General features: G+C 56.9%; 9 protein-coding genes. 6 read left to right on the forward strand and 3 right to left on the reverse strand.

What is annotated here, in order from left to right; all coding sequences use genetic code 11:
- Window positions 1-10: 10 nt before the first annotated feature.
- Together BUE18_RS13835 and BUE18_RS13840 are read right to left on the reverse strand one after the other, a co-directional pair.
- Window positions 11-1423 (reverse strand): DUF3999 domain-containing protein, encoded by a 1413-nt coding sequence (locus BUE18_RS13835; RefSeq protein WP_073476650.1) that lies wholly within the window; start codon window positions 1421-1423, stop codon window positions 11-13.
- Window positions 1420-4338, reverse strand: a complete 2919-nt coding sequence (locus BUE18_RS13840; RefSeq protein WP_139264743.1) for a DUF2339 domain-containing protein — start codon at window positions 4336-4338, stop codon at window positions 1420-1422. Before BUE18_RS13840 ends, BUE18_RS13835 begins: the two co-directional genes overlap by 4 nt.
- Window positions 4339-4883: 545 nt before the next feature.
- Between BUE18_RS13840 and BUE18_RS13845 the strand changes: the two genes are divergently transcribed.
- The 6 genes from BUE18_RS13845 to BUE18_RS13870 all read left to right on the forward strand — a co-directional run bounded on the left by BUE18_RS13845 (window position 4884) and on the right by BUE18_RS13870 (window position 15506).
- On the forward strand, window positions 4884-5498 hold the full coding sequence (locus BUE18_RS13845; RefSeq protein WP_073476653.1) for a TetR/AcrR family transcriptional regulator: 615 nt from the start codon (window positions 4884-4886) through the stop codon (window positions 5496-5498).
- Window positions 5499-5573: 75 nt separating this feature from the next.
- The gene (locus tag BUE18_RS13850) at window positions 5574-7580 is read left to right on the forward strand and encodes an NAD(P)/FAD-dependent oxidoreductase (RefSeq protein WP_073476655.1); all 2007 of its coding nucleotides are present in this window, start codon (window positions 5574-5576) and stop codon (window positions 7578-7580) included.
- 202 nt (window positions 7581-7782) lie between these two features.
- Window positions 7783-9630, forward strand: a complete 1848-nt coding sequence (locus BUE18_RS13855; RefSeq protein ID WP_073476657.1) for an acyl-CoA dehydrogenase — start codon at window positions 7783-7785, stop codon at window positions 9628-9630.
- A 329-nt stretch (window positions 9631-9959) separates the two neighbouring features.
- Window positions 9960-14165 carry an acyl-CoA dehydratase activase gene (locus BUE18_RS13860; protein ID WP_073476658.1) on the forward strand — a complete coding sequence of 1402 codons (4206 nt, stop codon included), beginning with the start codon at window positions 9960-9962 and terminating at the stop codon, window positions 14163-14165.
- Window positions 14162-14974: an alpha/beta hydrolase gene (locus BUE18_RS13865; protein ID WP_083611019.1), complete on the forward strand. Its 813-nt coding sequence runs from the start codon at window positions 14162-14164 to the stop codon at window positions 14972-14974. Before BUE18_RS13860 ends, BUE18_RS13865 begins: the two co-directional genes overlap by 4 nt.
- Window positions 14964-15506 (forward strand): hypothetical protein, encoded by a 543-nt coding sequence (locus BUE18_RS13870; protein WP_073476660.1) that lies wholly within the window; start codon window positions 14964-14966, stop codon window positions 15504-15506. Before BUE18_RS13865 ends, BUE18_RS13870 begins: the two co-directional genes overlap by 11 nt.
- 466 nt (window positions 15507-15972) lie before the next feature.
- Here BUE18_RS13870 and BUE18_RS13875 read toward each other — a convergent pair whose 3' ends face one another.
- Window positions 15973-17283: an acetyl-CoA C-acyltransferase gene (locus BUE18_RS13875; protein WP_073476662.1), complete on the reverse strand. Its 1311-nt coding sequence runs from the start codon at window positions 17281-17283 to the stop codon at window positions 15973-15975.
- Window positions 17284-17322: the final 39 nt, after the last annotated feature.

Raw genomic sequence — 17322 nt, forward strand, 5'->3', positions numbered from 1 at the left:
TATAAGCTCCTTACTGCTTGTCAGGCATTTGCCGGGACAGCTTCCAGGCCATAAAAGCCACGACAACCGCGCCAAGGCACAGGACGGCCCACAGAATAATGCGTTTCCAGGGCAAAGGGGGCTTGGGCGGCGTTAAGGCGGCCTGACCTCCCAGTTCGAACTCACGGCCGGGATTGGCGGGCTTGATCAGGTTCGGCATGTTGTTCAGGGAAAGGCCCGACAGCAAAGGATCCACCAGGGCGTCCCCCTTTTTGTATTTATAGCTGCCGAAGGCCAGGGTAAAAGGCGGCTCTCCCTGGGCCACAAAGCATATGGTATGGGGCTGATATCCGATTTTGAAGGCAGGCAGGCCGGGCCCCATGCCGCCTTCCCCCTGATTGACCGCCAGCTTCCAGTACAGGGCGCCCTTGGGCTCGAAGGTTATGGTTTCGTTGGCGATCCGGGTTCCGTCCACGTTCAGGTCGTAGATCAGGCCGGAAAACATTTTGGCCCAAGGCCTATCTACCGCATCCCGGCAAAACAGGCTGGCCTTGACCAGGGTGTTTTTCTGGGGCAGGGCGACCTCCACGCTTTGGACCGGAAAACGTCCGGGGCACTGGAACAGATACTCCTGGGGCTCCTCCCCGCGGACAGCCTGCAAATCCATGGTTCGCGTCTTGGGCTCCGTTTTGGCCACCTTTTTACGGTCCTTGCGAAAACGGGCGACCACTTTGTTCAGGACGGCGCCTTCCTTGCCCTTGGGCCAGGTCAGTTTGAGATATTTGTCCATGCTTCCGGGAAGCGGAATCTCATTGCGAATCAGCTTGTGCTCGCCGAATGTCATGTCCGCCAGGGCTGCATTATGGGCGATCCTGCGCCAGTTGGACAGGTCTGAACCGGCGAAAACGTCCACTTTGGATACAAACCCGTTTTCGGTGTGGGACCACTCCAGGGTCAGCAAGTCCAGGCGTTTTTGCCGGTCGCCGTCGTCCGTCATGAAAGCGGAGACGTCCAGGATATAATATGAGATGTACGAATCCTCGCCCGCCTGGGCGCCGCCGTTAATATTCACCAGGGCGCCTTTGCCGTCGGTTTCAATCCGGATGTTAACCGACGATTCCCTGCCGTCGGCTGTCGCCAACACGGGAAAAAGCGGCAAAGCGCTTTCCGTATATACGGGCTGAATGCTTTTTACCTCGGACGGGCTTTTCAGCAGCGTGTGGGGAACCACCTGCTCGCCGCCGTTGAAAATGCGGACGTCTCCCAATGCCGGGTCCATAATCCAGTTATACACCGCGTCCGGAGTTTCAAGCCGATAAATCGCCGACTCCCCTGGAGTCTCCAGGGCTATTCCGTAGGCGAAGTCGTTGGGGGCGGGCTGGCAAAAGCCGGTTGCAGCCAGGCCCAGGAAAAATACCAATGCGGTTTTAACGAGGGTCTTCATAAATTTTCATCCTTGATTTGCTGGGGAGGCAAAGGCGCCGTATACCCTATGACCACCATGAGAAGTCCGGCCCCGATAAAGGACGCCACTCTCCATAAGGCCCCGGAATGGGAAAGATCGACAAAGAACAATTTGACCGTCACCACGCCGATCAATCCGGCGCCCGCAAACCAGACCATCCGCCAGCCTTTTTTGCTGGCTGCGCCGGTCAGGCCCACGGCCCACAAGGTCCAGAACAGGGAGAGGGCCATCTGGAACAGCATGGAATCCCACAGCCTGTTAAAACGGATGTCCGCGAAATTCACGACGGACCTGCAGAGAATCGCGTTGCTCACAATAAAAACCAGCAGCCCTAAAAACCCAAAGCAAAGTATTTTAAACCCGTGATCGTCCACCGCCTTCCAGGGGCTTTGCTTGAAGCCCGCGGCCGCGCCGAATAAAACAATGAGCACAAAGGCCTGGGTAAGCTCCAGGGGATTGATGACCGGTATGTACGGCAATGGCTTGGGATCTCCCGGATGCACAATGGCCGCTATGCACCATATGAGGCAAAAGGCCAGGATCGGCCAAAGCACGCCGCCTCTGTATAAAGACCTGTTCCATGATACGGGCCAGCCAAGGCGATTTCCTCGAAAGAGCAGCAAGCCTGCGAACAGGCCGGGAATCAAGCCCCAGGCAACCATGGGCCAGACCTTGGAGCCTTTGACCAACTCATCCAAGCCCCAGGAGGCCTGGGCCGCCAAAAGGAGGATGACCAGCCAGCAGCCTAAAGCGTGCCAGGCTTTGGAGGCTTTTTTCGGCGCTTCGTCCTCATGCTGTTTTAAAATAAAATACAAGGCCGCCAGGGCGCAGGGCCATGCCGTCCAGCCGAGTTTGGCTAAGGGGTTGTCGTGGTAGAAGCCTTTGTCCAGTCCAAGCCAGTAGAACAAGGCCAGGGCCGGTGCGAAGCTAACAAGGGCATAGCCCATGGCTTTCCAATCCAGTTTTTTGATGAGGGCATGCATGGCCAGGGCCGTGGCTGTTATAAACAACAGGGCCATGTTGGCCGTGTAGGAGGCGGCCTCCCAATAGTCCATGGTGTGGGGAACATGCAGCTCCACCTCCCGCAGGCCTCCGGCCAGCCACCATAAAACGCCCCATCCCAAAAAAACAAGGTGCAGGGGCTTTTCCATCTCTCCTGCTGCGTCCTTGTGCTTGTAATAGAAATAGGACGAAAACAGCCCGCCCAAAGCCACAAAAGCGAAGCCCAGGCAGTCGCTGTTCACCACTGGCGTCAAATGGCGGGAATGCCCCAGGTTTTCCATCAGGAAAACGGCCCCGGCCAATTGCAGAAGGAAACCAAAGAAGCGGGCGAACACCCGGTTCTGGCGAATGCCTATCCAGATCAATCCAGCCCCTTCAAAGGCGTAAATGGCGGAGGTCCACTTGCCGCTCAGCCCCAAAGGAATCGCCAGGCTGACGAAAATCAGGCACAATGCCAAAAACGATTCCGTAAGCACTTGCAGCCCGGGAATTTGCTTCTTCCACAGGGCCTTGGTTAAAATCAGGTAAAAAATGCTGGCGCCCAGAGCCGTATAGGCCAGCCCGTAAGGAATGTGCCTGACGAGAACGGATTGAAAGGCGAAGGCCACAATGGGCGTGCCGAAAACCAGGGTCCCGTCCACAAAGCCCCGCAAATGGACCGGCTGGCGCAGAGCGAACAAGACCGCGATGCTCTCGTAAAACACAAAGAATATAATCAGGAAAGGTTCGGTGGAGGCGAAAAGCTCCGGCTTGTAATGGTTGGCCCCCCATAAGCCGGCCACGCCGAAAGTGAACATAAAGCCCAGCAGGTTCAACTCGCGCCAGGATTTATACCAGGCCACGCCGAGAATGCCCAACCCAAGCACCGCGTAATACGAAAACAAGATGACGTGCTGCCCGGCGCCCGAGGAAGTCAGCACAGGCGCCAGAAAGCCGCCTGCCATGCCGAGAAAGGCCGTGGCCCGGGCGTCCTGAAAAACCGCCACAGCGCCCATCAGCCCCACCAAGACGACCATCAACCCGAAAGCCATGCCCAAAGGCATCAAGTGGTACAGCTTGGCTGCAAAAAACACGGTCATATATAGAATGCCGATGCCGCCGCCTTGCAGCAAAAGCGCAAAGCCTCTCCGCCTCTCCCGCAGGCGAAATCCCAGGATGGTCAGGACCATGGCGAAGACGGCCACTGCCATAAACCGGTATTCTATGGCCACGTGATACCGCGTCGAGGCGTACTTGAGCAAAAAGGCAACGCCGAAAAACAGGACGATGATTCCTATCCTCGCCACAACGTTGCCTGTGGTGAAGAAATTCTTGATAAACTCGCCAACTTTTGCCGCGCCTTGCTCGATGGAGCTGGCCTGACGCTTTGAAAACGGCTCCGGGCTTGCAACCGGCCTGGCTTGCGGCCTGGGCGGGATGGGAGGCGGCGTTGGCTTGGAAGTCTCTTCGGCGTGCTGCTTTTTCATCGCTGCCTGTTTGGCGGCGGCAGGCTCGTCAGCTGGCTTGACAATGGTTTGGGGGGCTTCATATTGCGGCGCAGGCCGCTGTTTATCAAGGCCAGGGGAGGGTTCCGGCTGAAGTTCTTCCTGCGGCGCGGCTGGGGCTGCCGGGGCGGCCTCCTCATCCTTTTGCTTGGACCGGGCCGCGCGCATGGCCCTTATGTCCGTTTGCATTTGGGCCAGCTTGGACTCCAGAGAGTTGATTCTTTCAAGCAGCCTCGGAACTCGTCCCAAGATCGCCCCCACATAGGCGCCTAGTACAAAGCCGCCCAGCCCAAAGATAAAGGCCAGGCTAAAGCCGATGTGGAGGACCTCATAACCGATGGCGGCGCCTATCAGGCCGCAAATCAGCATGAATAGCACTCCGAATGATAAGCCGAAGATAATCGCCACGCGCCCCCCTTATTGTTGCCGGATGAATGAAAGAATATGAAAAAACTCAGCCAAGCATATAAAAAACCGGCGTTTTTTGAAAGGCGATTTTTTCCTTGCTGTGACCGAACAAAGCTAACGCCGCCTATAAATATTGAATTCAACCGCCGCCGCCAAATGAAACAATGTAGTCACAAGGCTTGCCCTGCTTTTTTTAGGGTGGCCCAGGCAGCGCAGTTTGCTGCCTGGGGCCGAAGGCCGAAAGGTGCGTCCGGAATAGAAAGTTGGTTTGGGGAGGGGCGGCGGGCGCATGGCGTAGGTTGAATTCCGGTTTTTGTCTGGTTTTGAAAAGGGCGCCTGTCCTGCCATCCGGTTTTCATCCTTCGAACGCAGGAATCCAGCTTTCTTCCTCGTTCCCCTATTGTCACTTGGTCCGGGCGGTCAATTTTTCTGCGCAAATTTTTTTTTGAACGCCCGGTCGTGGTTCTTGCTTGACAGGAAGTCGGGTTTTCTTTAGTCTTTCGACCGAGGGTCGAAAATCAACCATGGGTAGGAAAAAACCGTCTATGCCGAAAATATCTTTCAGACAGCAGAGATATAACAAAAAACAGCAGCAAATTCTTGAAAACGCCGCGCAGCTTTTTGCGCAAAAAGGCTTTGGAGAGGTTTCCCTGGAGGAAATCGCCGCCAAGCTCCAATTATCCAAAGCCAGCCTGTATCATTATATAAAAAGCAAGGACGACATTCTGTTTCAGCTTCATATGCAGGCCATGACCGAAAGCGCGGAGGCGCTGCAGAAGGTTGTGGATTCGGAAGTTCCCTTGCTGGAGAAGCTGCGCAAAGCCATCAGGACGCTGGTGTTTATAGCAACGCGCAACGAGGTGTTGGCTTCCTATAGGATGGAATCCCGGTTTTTGCCCAAAAAGATGCGTCCCCAGGTCGTGGAAAAAAGAGACCAGATTCTGGAATGTATTCAACAGCTTATTCGGGAAGGGCAGGAAGCGGGCCTGGTCCATTGCAAGGACTGGCGGATATCCGCGTTCGCAGCCATGGGGGCCATGAACTGGGTTCCCATGTGGTACTCGCCTTCCGGGCGTCTTTCTCCGGAGGAAATCGCGGATGTCATGGAAGAATTTATTTTCAGGGGGTTTGGGTTCAATGCGGATACCGCCCCCGAATAAAAAAGCGCACACAAACAGCGGACCGGCACTTTAAGGTTCACGCTTTCCAACCACAAAACAGAGGGGTGATTCATCATGGAACACGTCAAATTATTTGAACCATTCACCATCAAAGGCCTCCAAATCAGCAACCGTACAATGATGCCGGCCATGGGGCTTTTGTACACCACCGATTATAATATGAACAGCCGTCTCAAGGAGTTTTACCTTGAAAGGGCCAGGGGCGGCATCGGCCTTATGACCATCGGCCCCCTGGGGTTTGAGAAGGCGGGCTCGGCGCCTTTTATTGTCGGCTTGTTTGATGACGCCAACGTGCCCGCTCTGAGGGAATTGAACGACCAGATTCACGCGGAGACGGACACGAAAACCGTGGGCCAGCTTTTGCATCAGGGCCGCTACGCCCATTCCATGCTGACCGGTCTGCCGCCCCTTGCGCCTTCCGCGCTGGCCAGCGCCATCACCCGGGAAGTTCCCAAGGAAATGACCATCGACGACATCAAGAACACGATTCAGTTGTACGCCGACGCCGCAAAGAGGGTTAAGGACGCCCATTATGACGTGGTGGAAATCCTGGCCTGCACCGGATACCTGATCAACCAGTTCCTGTCTCCCGTGACCAACCACAGGAAAGACGAATACGGCGGTTCCTTTGAGAATCGCACCCGTTTCGGCCGGGAAGTCATCGAAGCGGTCCGCAAGGCGGTTGGCGACGATTATATTGTGGGGTTGCGCATTTCAGGCAACGACTTCATGCCCGGCGGGCACACCAACGAGGAGTCCTCCGACTTCGCGGTCATCGCCGAAAAAGCCGGGGTGGATTACGTGAACGTCACCGGCGGCTGGCACGAAACCAACATTCCCCAACTGACCTCCAATGTGCCTTCCGGCGCGTATGTGTACCTGGCCCGGGGCGTCAAGGAAAAGGTCAATGTGCCGGTCATCGCATCCAACCGCATGGGCGATCCCGACGTGGCGGAAAAAGCGCTTCGCTCCGGCGCCTGCGACATGATTTGCTGGGGCCGCCCCATGCTGGCCGACCCCGAGCTTCCCAATAAAGTTAAGGAAGGCCGCGACTGGGAAATCATCCCCTGCATCGCCTGCAACCAGGGCTGCTTTGACATCCTGTTCGGCGGCCAGCCCGTCCGTTGCATCATGAACCCCCGGTGCGGCATGGAAGAGCACCTGGTGGAAACCCCCACGGACAAGCCTAAAAAAATTCTTGTCGGCGGCGGCGGCGTGGCGGGCATGCAGTTCGCCCTGACGGCCGCCAAACGCGGCCATGACGTGACCCTGTACGAGAAGCAGGACCATCTGGGCGGCCAGTTGATCCTGGCCATGGCGCCCACGGGCAAGGAGGAATTCGGCCGGATTCTGACAAGCCTGATCGAACGCATGGACCATTACGGCGTCAAGGTTGTTTTGAACGCCGAGCTTACGCCCGAAAAAATCAGGGAGGAAAAGCCCGACGTCCTGGCCGTGGCCTCCGGCGCCCTGCCCATCACCATCCCCGTGCCCGGCGCTGATAAGCCCCACGTGATTCAGGCCTGGGACTACCTTTTGGGCAAAACCCCGCACATCGGCAAGAACGTGGTGGTTGTCGGGGGCAGCGCCACCGGCTGCGAAACGGCCCACACCATCGCCTGCATGGACGTTCCGGACGAAGCCACCCTGGCCTTTTTGACCTATCATCAGGCGGAAACCCCGGAATACCTCACCGGCCTGTCCCGCAAGTCCTTGCGTAACATCACCATCATCGACGTGCTGGACAGAATGGCCGCCAACGTGGGCCGCACCAGCAAATGGTCCCTCATGAAGAGCCTCAAGCTCTCGGACGTGACCTTGAAGCCCCAGACCAAGCTGGTGGAAATCAAGGACGACTGCGTGGTGGTGGAAACCCCGGACGGCACGGAAACCATCCCGGCCGACACCGTGGTCATGGCCGTGGGCGCGGCTCCGGTCCAAACTTTATATGACGAGTTCAAGAGCGACGGCATGGAAGTCCTGCTTCTGGGCGACGCAAAAGCCGTCAGGAATCTGGGCGACGCCGTACGCGAAGGATACGAAGCCGCCCTGGAGGTGTAATGTATTGACGGATTTCGGGGGACATGGTTTTATTTTGGAAACAGCCCGTTAAATAGGCGCGGCGTCCCATGAGACGAGGATCGCGTCCCCGCGAAATCCTGAGAATGGCTAATGAACCCAAGCTGTATTATCGGTGTAATGGTATTGGCGGCGTTTGCCGTTAATAGGCCTTAATTAAAACATAAAACAGGAGGATATAGGCATGGCGCAGTATATTGCAGATCGTAGGGATATCGACTTTGTGCTTTTCGAGCAATTGGAGGCGGACAAGCTCTGCGAGCATGAAAAATACGCGGAATTCAACAAAAAAACCTTTGACCTGCTCATCAACGAGGCCAGGAATTATGCGGTCAAGGAAGTCCTGCCCACCCTGACCGAGGGCGACCGCGCAGGCGGCGCCATTTTTGACAACGGCAAGGTCACGGTTCCCGAATGCTACCAAAAGCCTTACAAATTGCTGGTGGAGGGCGAATGGGTCGGCATGACCGAAGACCCGGAGGTGGGCGGCCAGGGATTTCCCCTGACCATCGGCCAGGCTGTGATCGAATACATCATCGGCGCCAACTTCGCTTTTGCAGCTTATGGTTATGCGGGCCACGGCACCGCCAAGATGATTGAGATTTTCGGCACGGACAAGCAAAAGGAATTGTACCTGAAGAAACTCTACTCCGCTGAATGGGGCGGCACCATGGTTCTGACCGAGCCCGAGGCCGGGTCTGACGTGGGCAACCTGTCCACCACGGCCACGCCCAACGACGACGGCACCTACAACATTTCCGGCAACAAGATTTTCATCACCGGCGCCGAGCAGGACCTGACCCCCAACGTCATCCACCCGGTTCTGGCCCGCATCGAAGGCGCTCCCAAGGGCACCAAGGGCATCTCCCTGTTCATCGTTCCCAAAATATGGGTGAATGACGACGGCTCCCTGGGCGAACCCAACGACGTGGTCTGCACGGGCATCGAGCATAAAATGGGCCTCAAGGGCTCCTCCACATGCAGCCTGACCTTCGGCGGCCAGGGCAAATGCAAGGGCGTGCTTTTGGGCGAAGTCAACAAGGGCATGCAGGTCATGTTCCACATGATGAACGAAGCCCGCCTGCTGGTGGGCACCATAGGCGCCTGCAACGCCAGCGCAGCCTATCTCTACGCCGTCAACTACGCCAAGGAACGCATCCAGGGCCGCGACCTGGACGACATGTTCAACCATGACGCAGCTCCAGTGCCCATCATCAAGCACCCGGACGTAAGGCGCATGCTCTTGTGGATGAAAGCCCACGTGGACGGCATGCGCAGCCTTTGCTACTACGGCGCCAACATGTTCGATAAAATCAAACTGGAAACCGACGAAACGCAAAAGGAATACTACCAGGGAATCATCGAAATTCTCACGCCCATCATCAAGTCCTACTGCACGGATCGCGGCTTCCAGGTTTGCGGTGAAGCCATCCAGTGCTACGGCGGCTACGGCTACACCCAGGAGTTCCCGGTGGAGCAGATCATGCGCGATTCCAAGATCAACTCCATCTACGAAGGCACCAACGGCATCCAGGCCATGGACCTTTTGGGCCGCAAAATGGGCATGAAAAAGGGCGCTTACTTCATCAACCTGCTGTCGGAAATCGGCAAGATCGTGGCCCAGGCCAAGCAGAATCCCGCCCTGGACCAGGACGCCTCCAAGCTGGAAGAAGCCGTCACCCGCCTGAGCGAAATCGCCATGCATCTGGGCTCCACCGCCGCTTCCGGCAAGATCAAGGAAGCCTTCTCCTTCGCCACCCCGTTCCAGGAAGTCATGGGCGACGTGGTCATGGGCTGGATGCTCCTGTGGCGGGCCGTCATCGCCGCTCCCAAACTGGACAAGATCGTGGGCGGCAAGGACGCCGCCGAAGTGGCCGCCAAGAACAAGGAAGCCGCTTTCTACCTGAGCCAGTTGAAGACGGCCGAATACTTCATCAACTCCATCCTGCCTGGAACCATCGGCAAGATGAACGCCATCGGCGCCACCAACGACGCCGTGGTCAGCACCCCCGAAGCCTGCTTCATGGGGTAAGGAAAATATGATTTCGGGGGACGCGATACTTATTTCAACGATCTTTATGGCGTGTTCATCGCCTTTGTAGAGATAAAGTGCATGTCCCCCGAAATCCTCCTCAATTGAACAGCGCAGGTTTAAGCCGCCCTTGCTTGGGCGCCCTGGGCAGAGCGCGGTATCCTGCCTGGGCGCGTAAGCGCAAAAGGGGCGGCCCTAAATACCTTTCCCTAATTATTCCACACACGGTAAATATCCGATAAAATTATACTTTAACTTGCAGGGCGGCGGAAAACCCTTTAAGATGACTCCCAACGGATCAAGAACAACTCACGCGGGAGTTATGATAAATGGACAGGTGTTTCCTGGGAATAGACGTTGGCTCGGTATCGGTTTCCGTGGCTTTGATTACGCCAGACAAGCAAGTGGTGCAAACCGCTTATGGTTTTCATCACGGCGACGCCGCCGGCTGCCTGAACAAGATCCTGCACGACAATTTCGACCTTTCCGTCGTGGAAGCCATTGCGGCGACCACCTCCACGCCTGGCTTCATCAATGCGGACGCACGCATCGACAACCGGGTGGCTGCGATTGCCGGAACCAGGCTTTTTCACCCGGACGTTCGGTCCATTTTGATTGTGGGCGCGGAGAAATTCGGGCTCATTCATTTTGACGGGCAGGGCGACTATTCGGGATACAAGTCCAACACCTCCTGCGCGGCGGGAACGGGCAGCTTTCTGGATCAGCAGGCCAATCGTTTGAACCTGGACGGCATCGAGGACCTGTGCCGGGTGGCCTTGTCCAATGAGGGCGCCATTCCCAAGATCGCCTCCCGGTGCGCGGTCTTCGCCAAGACCGATCTGGTGCACGCCCAGCAGGAGGGCTATTCCCTGCCCGAAATCTGCGACGGCCTGTGCCTGGGGCTGGCCAGGAACATCGCCGACACTCTGGTTTCCGGGGCGGATCAATTATGCGAGCCCTTGGTTTTTACGGGCGGCGTATCCCGGAACAAGGCGGTTTTGAGGCATTTGGAAAGCCTCATGGGCTTGAAGATCACCCCGGACGCCACGGGCGCCTATCCTGCCATTGGCGCCGCCTGCATACTGGTTGACGAATACACCGGGGCTGGCCGGTCCCGGTCCGTGGACGCTGTGTTTAAGGAAAAGGACGAGCTGGAAACCTCCTACTTCCCTCCTTTGGAATTAAATCTGTCCACTCATCCCGATTTTTCCGCCCAGGCTTATTTGTATCCCCGGGACAAGGCCAAAACCCCGGACTCCGTGGAAGTGGACGCCTACATCACGGACTTGCCGGAAAAGCCTTTCCTGACCATCGGCCTGGACATCGGCTCCACCAGCACCAAGGCGGCGTTGATTCTGCCGGACGGGCGGGTGGCGGGCGGATTTTACACCCGCACCTCGGGCCGGCCTTTGTCCGCCGCTCAAAAGGTCTTCCAGGCCGTGGACGACTTTCTGAATCAATACGCTCCGGGCGCGACCATTGCGGGCGCGGCCGCAACCGGGTCTGGGCGCAAGTTCATCGGCCAGATTATCGGCGCCGATCTTGTGCTGGACGAAATTACCGCCCATGCGCGGGCGGCCGTCCAGCTTGAGCCCGCCGTAGACACCATCATCGAAATCGGCGGCCAGGATTCCAAGTTCACCTGCCTGAAAAACGGGTCCGTGGTTTTTTCCACCATGAACACCGTGTGCGCGGCCGGCACCGGCTCTTTTGTGGAGGAGCAGGCCCAACGCCTGGGATGCCCGCTGCCGGATTATCCGGCCAGGGCCATGGGCTCACCCGCGCCCGTCACCAGCGACCGGTGCACCGTTTTTATGGAACGGGACATCAATTACTTCCTTGCCTCCGGCTGCACGCAGAACGAAATGCTGGCTTCCACCCTCCATTCCATCTGCGAAAACTACCTGACCAAGGTGGCGACCGCAAGCAGGATAGGAAAGAAGGTCATCTTCACCGGCGCCACGGCCAAAAACAAGGCCCTGGTGGCGGCCTTTGAGCAAAAATTGGGCAAGCCCATCATGGTTTCCCGGTATTGCCATCTGACGGGCGCCTTGGGCTGCGCCCTGGCTTTGGCTGACGCCCCGGCTGAGGAAACCCGGTTTGCGGGCCTGGATTTATACAAAAAGGAGATCCCCGTGGAGTCCGAGGTTTGCCAATTGTGCGGCAATAACTGCAAGATCACCAAGGCCGTGGTCAACGGCCGCACCGCGGCTTTCGGGTTTTTATGCGGCAGGGATTACGACACCCAAAAGAAGGTGGATTCCAACACCTCCGGCTTTGATTTGTTCCAGGAGCGGAAGCAAATCCACGCTTTTTCCCGGTCCGCGACACAAGGCCCGGTGGTGGGGATTCCCTCGGCCCTGCATCTTTTCGACGACGTGACCATGTGGCGCCGGTTTTTCGACCTCCTGGGAATTCGCACAATTACGAGCCAAAACTACAAGACCGCCATCAAGGACGGCAAGAGCCTGTGCCGGACCGATTTTTGCGCACCCATCACCGCCCTCCACGGCCATGTGAAGCATTTGCTGGATAAGGCCGATTATGTGTTCCTGCCCTTTTATCTGGAGCAAAAGCAGAACACGCGCAAAACCCGGCGGCAGTATTGCTACTACACCCAATACGCTCCGGCGCTGACAGAGTCTGTGGGAAGCCCGGACCGCTTTCTAAGCCCCCTGGTGAATTACCTGTACAGCTCCTGGCACGTTAAAAAGGAGCTTCACGAGACCGTCAAGCGCATCCCCGGAGTGAACGCGGGCTTTTTGAAAATTTCCGAGGCCTATGACCTGGCCCGGGAGGAAAAAACAGCCCGGCAGGAGGCGCTGGCCGGCGTATACGAAAAGCAAGCCTCCGCCGGCGACCTGAACGTGGTGCTGTTGGGCAGGCCGTACACCATCCTGAGCCCGGCCATGAACAAGAACATTCCCGGCATATTTTCCTCTATGGGCATCAGGACTTTCTATTCGGACATGTTTCCCGCGGAAGGCAAAGATCTGACCATGGTCAGGGATATTCTGGACAGCCTGCATTGGCATTACGCCTCCAAAATCCTGGAAGCCGCAGCCGCCGTGGCCCAGACCAAAGGGGCTTATCCGGTTTTCGTCACTTCGTTCCGGTGCTCGCCCGACGCCTTTGTGATCGACTATTTTAAGCGAGTCATGGAGGCCTTTGACAAGCCCTATTTGGTGTTGCAGCTGGACGAGCACGACTCGGCCGTGGGCTACGAAACCCGCATTGAGGCCGCGGTGCGTTCCTTCCGGACCCATTATGAAGAATCCCGCGAGCGGATTTCCGCGCTTCCGTCTCCTTTGTCCGCCCCCAGGGAGGACAAGGTCGGGGACAAGACCCTGGTTATCCCGAATTGGGACCCCATTGCCATGCCTTTGGTCGCAGCCGCGCTCCGGGGCCGGGGCGTCGACGCCCGGCTTTTGGAGGAAAGCGAACCCGTAATCATGAAAAGCATGCGCCACAACTCCGGCCAGTGCGTGCCCATGAACGTGATCGCCGAGGAATTCAAGGAATACGTCATGCGCCATAACCTGGATCCGGCCAAGACTTTGCTTTGGGCGCCGGACGGCAAATGGGCCTGCAATCTGGGCGTGTTCCCCCTGTTCCTTAAAGATGCAATAAACAGCATGGGCGGGGGGCTGGAAAAGGCCGGCGTGTATGCCGGAACCGCCTCGTTCCTGGACATCTCGGTAAAAATGCCATTGTCCGTTTACTTGTGCTACATGTTGGGCGGGTTCATCAACCGGGCGGCGTGCTCTATCCGGCCCTACGAACGTGAAAAAGGCCGGACCGACGCCGTCATGGATGAATCCCTCCGCCTTCTCGCCAAGGCCTTTTATGAAGGCGGCGGGGAATACGAGGCTGCCGCAGAGGTCGTTGAGTGGTTCAGGAATATTCCCGTCGATCGTACGGAAAGCCGCCCCAAAGCGGCCCTTATGGGCGACGTGTACGTGGTGGACAACCACGTCATGAACCAGGATCTGGTCCGCGTGATCGAGGCCGCCGGCGGCGAGGCGGTCACCACGCCCTACAGCTCGCACCTTAAAATGGTCGCCAGCGCCTATTTTCGCCGCTGGTTCAAGGAAGGCCTGTATATGAGCGCCATATCCTCCAAGGCATTCCTCACCGCAGCCATGCAGATCGAAAAGAAATACCACCGTCTGTTCAGCCCGCTGCTGGGCGGCGTGAACGAAAACTTCGAGGATTCTTTCGAGGAAATCCTGCCAAAATACGGCGCAATCAAGGAAAACACCGGCGAAACCATGGACAATATCGTCAAAGCCTGGTACCTGAAAAAACAGTACCCGGACCTGGCCCTGATTATCCACACCACCCCGGCCTTCTGCTGCCCTTCCATGGTCACGGAAGCCCTGGCGCATAAGATCGAAAAAATCACGGGCGTGCCTTTTGTTTCCGTCACTTATGACGGCACCGGCGGCAGCAAGAACGACGCTATCATTCCATATTTGAAATACCCCAAAACGCAAAAGGCCGCATCCGTCCGGGAGACGAGGAGGAATTTTTGAAACGATGCGTTGAAGCGGCGGTCCTGATCCTGTTGATGCTTGTTTTTTACGGCTGCCTCTCCAGCCTTGTCTATCATCCTGACAAGGAAATTTCCTTCACGCCCCAGGAGCTTGGCCTGGAGCATGAAGACCTGTACATGGCAAGCGCTAACGGAAAAATGATAAACGCCTGGTTTTTTCCTTGCGAAAACGCCCGGGCGGTGGTCCTTTTTTGCCACGGCAACGCAGGGAACATTTCCGACCGCGTTTCCCAGGCCTGGATGTTTCATAAATTGGAGCTGTCCACCCTGCTTTTCGACTATCAGGGCTTTGGGCAAAGCCAGGGCCGGCCCTCGGAACAGGGAACCTTTGACGACGCCAGGGCGGCATGGAATTATCTGGTTCAGGAAAAAGGCTTTCCGCCGGACAGGATCATCGTCTTCGGCAAGTCCCTGGGCGTCGCCGTGGCCATTGAGTTGGCCACCCAGATCGAGCCCGGCCTTTTGTTTGTGGACTCCTCGTTCACCTCCACCAAAGACGTGGCCAAAGCCCATTATCCCTGGGCGCCCGGCTTTTTGCTCCATCGCTGGAAGTACGACAGCCTGTCCCGCATTCCCAATGTGCAGGCGCCGGTCTGCTTTTTCCACAGCAAGCGGGACGAGGTTATTCCGTTCAAGCAGGGTAAGGCCCTTTTTGACGCTGCGCCTGAGCCCAAAGCCTTTGTGGAGATTACCGGCTCCCACAACGACGGGTTTATGACATCCGGGAGGCTTTACACGGACGCGGTGGACTCCTTCATCAAAATGCATATGGAAAAAAATGAGAGTTAGAGTTTGTGTCTGTTGGGCGACAGCGTTTCTTATTTGGGGATCCTTATTTCAGGTTTACGCCGAAGATCCCAAGCAGGAAGCCCTGGACCTGTTGGCCGAAGCCCGCGCCGAAGAATGCCGGGTGTGCCGGGAGAGACTTCAGGAAAAGGCTTTCAAAATCCTGGATCACGTCTATTATCCGGATTTGGAAATTGCGGCTGACGGCGCATGCGTGTTTGTTAAATCGGATTTGGAAAATCAGCTTATTCTGACATGTCGGAATGAGGACAAGCCCGAAGATCCCAACTATCCTATGCTGACCTTTTTGTTCCACACCCAAGACAAGCATTTGGTGGGAATCGACCCCAAAGACTATACCCCGGAGGGCTTGGCTCAATCTTTCATTCAGGCGCCCCCCGGCGCCCGGTTTACAGGCGCGATTCGCGTTCTTTCCTATCCCTACGGCGACGGCGACGCCTTTAATTTCCACCCCTCCGCCAACCATCTGCAAATCCATTGCCAACTCATGGAAGTAAAAATCCTGGCTGAATAAAGGCTCTTCAAAGAGCAATGCGGCCTTGATTTTTATACCTCAGGGTTCTCTTTAAATGGGAGGGTAATGATAAGAATTTGTTGGGTTTCGCAAGCTCTACCCAACCTACGCCGCGCCATGATGAGACGTAGGTTGGGTTAAGAAGTCCTTCGTTGGCGTTGCATGCAGGCGCTATTCTTATTGGACTTCGAACCCAACAAAGAGGGTGGCCCTGGAAGTCCAGCCTCCAAGCCGGAATCCGGCGCTTTTAAGAAAGGCGGCGGGATGAGTTTGGGGGACATGACCTTATCTCGGGTATAGCGAATCTAATCAGTAAGGACTCTGATGAGATAAGGATCGTGTCCCCCTAGCTCTGCACTCCCGGAAACGGGGACCCAGTGTCATTGTGCTGTTTTGGCGGATCCGGATTAAAATCCGGACAATGAACAAAGTACTCGAATGTTATCAACTTGGTATAAGACGCCTATTAAACCGCCTCAAGCACCATGGCGCCGGAAAGGGCGCCGCCGGCGCAAATGCCCAGCAAGGCGGATTGCTTGCCGGATTCGTGCAACTCGTTGGCCATGGTGGAAATCATCCGGGTTCCTGTGGCGGCGAAGGGATGCCCAAAGGCCAATGACCCGCCCAGGAGGTTGATGTCCTGTGGATCGAGCTTTTTGAACGCCTTATCCAGGCCAAGGCGCTGTTGGCAAAACTCGTCATTGCCGAGCATTTTGATCACGCAAAGCACCTGGGCTGCAAAGGCCTCGTGAATGTCGAAAATATCGATGTCGTCCGCGGTCATGCCCGCCTTGGCCGCCGCCTTGGGCATGGAAATGGCCGGGCCGATAAGCAGTTGATCGTTGGGATCCACGGCGTCGTAGGACCAGCTTGTCACCGCCGCCAGAGGGGTGAAGCCTAAAGCCTTGGCTTTTTCCTCGCTCATCATCAGGACTGCGGATGCGCCGTCGGTGAGGGCGCTGGAATTCCCCGCGGTCAGGGTTCCGTCTTCCTTGAAAGCGGGCTTTAACCTGGCCATTTTATCCACCGAAGTGTCGCCCCGGAGGATATTGTCTGCATATACGGTTTCGCCGCCGGGCGTTTCCACGGGAACGATTTCCTTGGAAAACCGGCCTGCAGCCAGGGCTTTGGCGGCCCGGGTGTGGGATTGCACGGCGAATGCGTCCTGGTCCTCCCGGCTTATTCCGTGCATGCCCGCCATTTTTTCCGCGGACTCGCCCATGAGTTCGCCGGTGGTCCTCTCCCGGATGCTGGGGCGGGAAGGAACAATATCATTTTTCGGATGGATTTTCGTGAGCAGCTTAAGATAGTCCACGGGCGTGGATTTGGCGCTCATGACCACGGGCGCGGCCTTATGCACCAGGGTAGGGGGCATGCGAACCTCCACGTTGGAGGTGGAGTCGCTGCCGCCCGCGATGATCACGTCCGCGTCGCCCCGCTCGATGGATGCGGCGGCCAGGGTCGTGCTCAACATGCTGGTGGTGCATGCCCGGGTGACCGTGTAGGATTCCAGGGTGTCAGGCAGGCCCGCGTCAAAGATGATTTCCCGTCCGATATTCACGGCTATGCCGCCGGGCAGGATAGTGCCGCCCCAGACCAGGCTGTCCAGTTCCTTCCACTCCACGGGGAATTGATTGAGCAGCCCTTTGACGCAGGCGGTTCCCAGGGCGATGGTGTCCAGTTGGGTGAAAGGCCCGAAAGCCCGGATAAATGGGGTGCGCACGCCGCCCACGATGACTGCGCGGCGGGGCTTGGCGGTGTTTTTCTTTGCTGGCATTGGTTTTTGTCTCCCTTATATTAAAACGTTGAAATTTTG

The sequence above is a fragment of the Desulfatibacillum alkenivorans DSM 16219 genome (assembly GCF_900142135.1).
Lineage (GTDB): Bacteria > Desulfobacterota > Desulfobacteria > Desulfobacterales > Desulfatibacillaceae > Desulfatibacillum > Desulfatibacillum alkenivorans.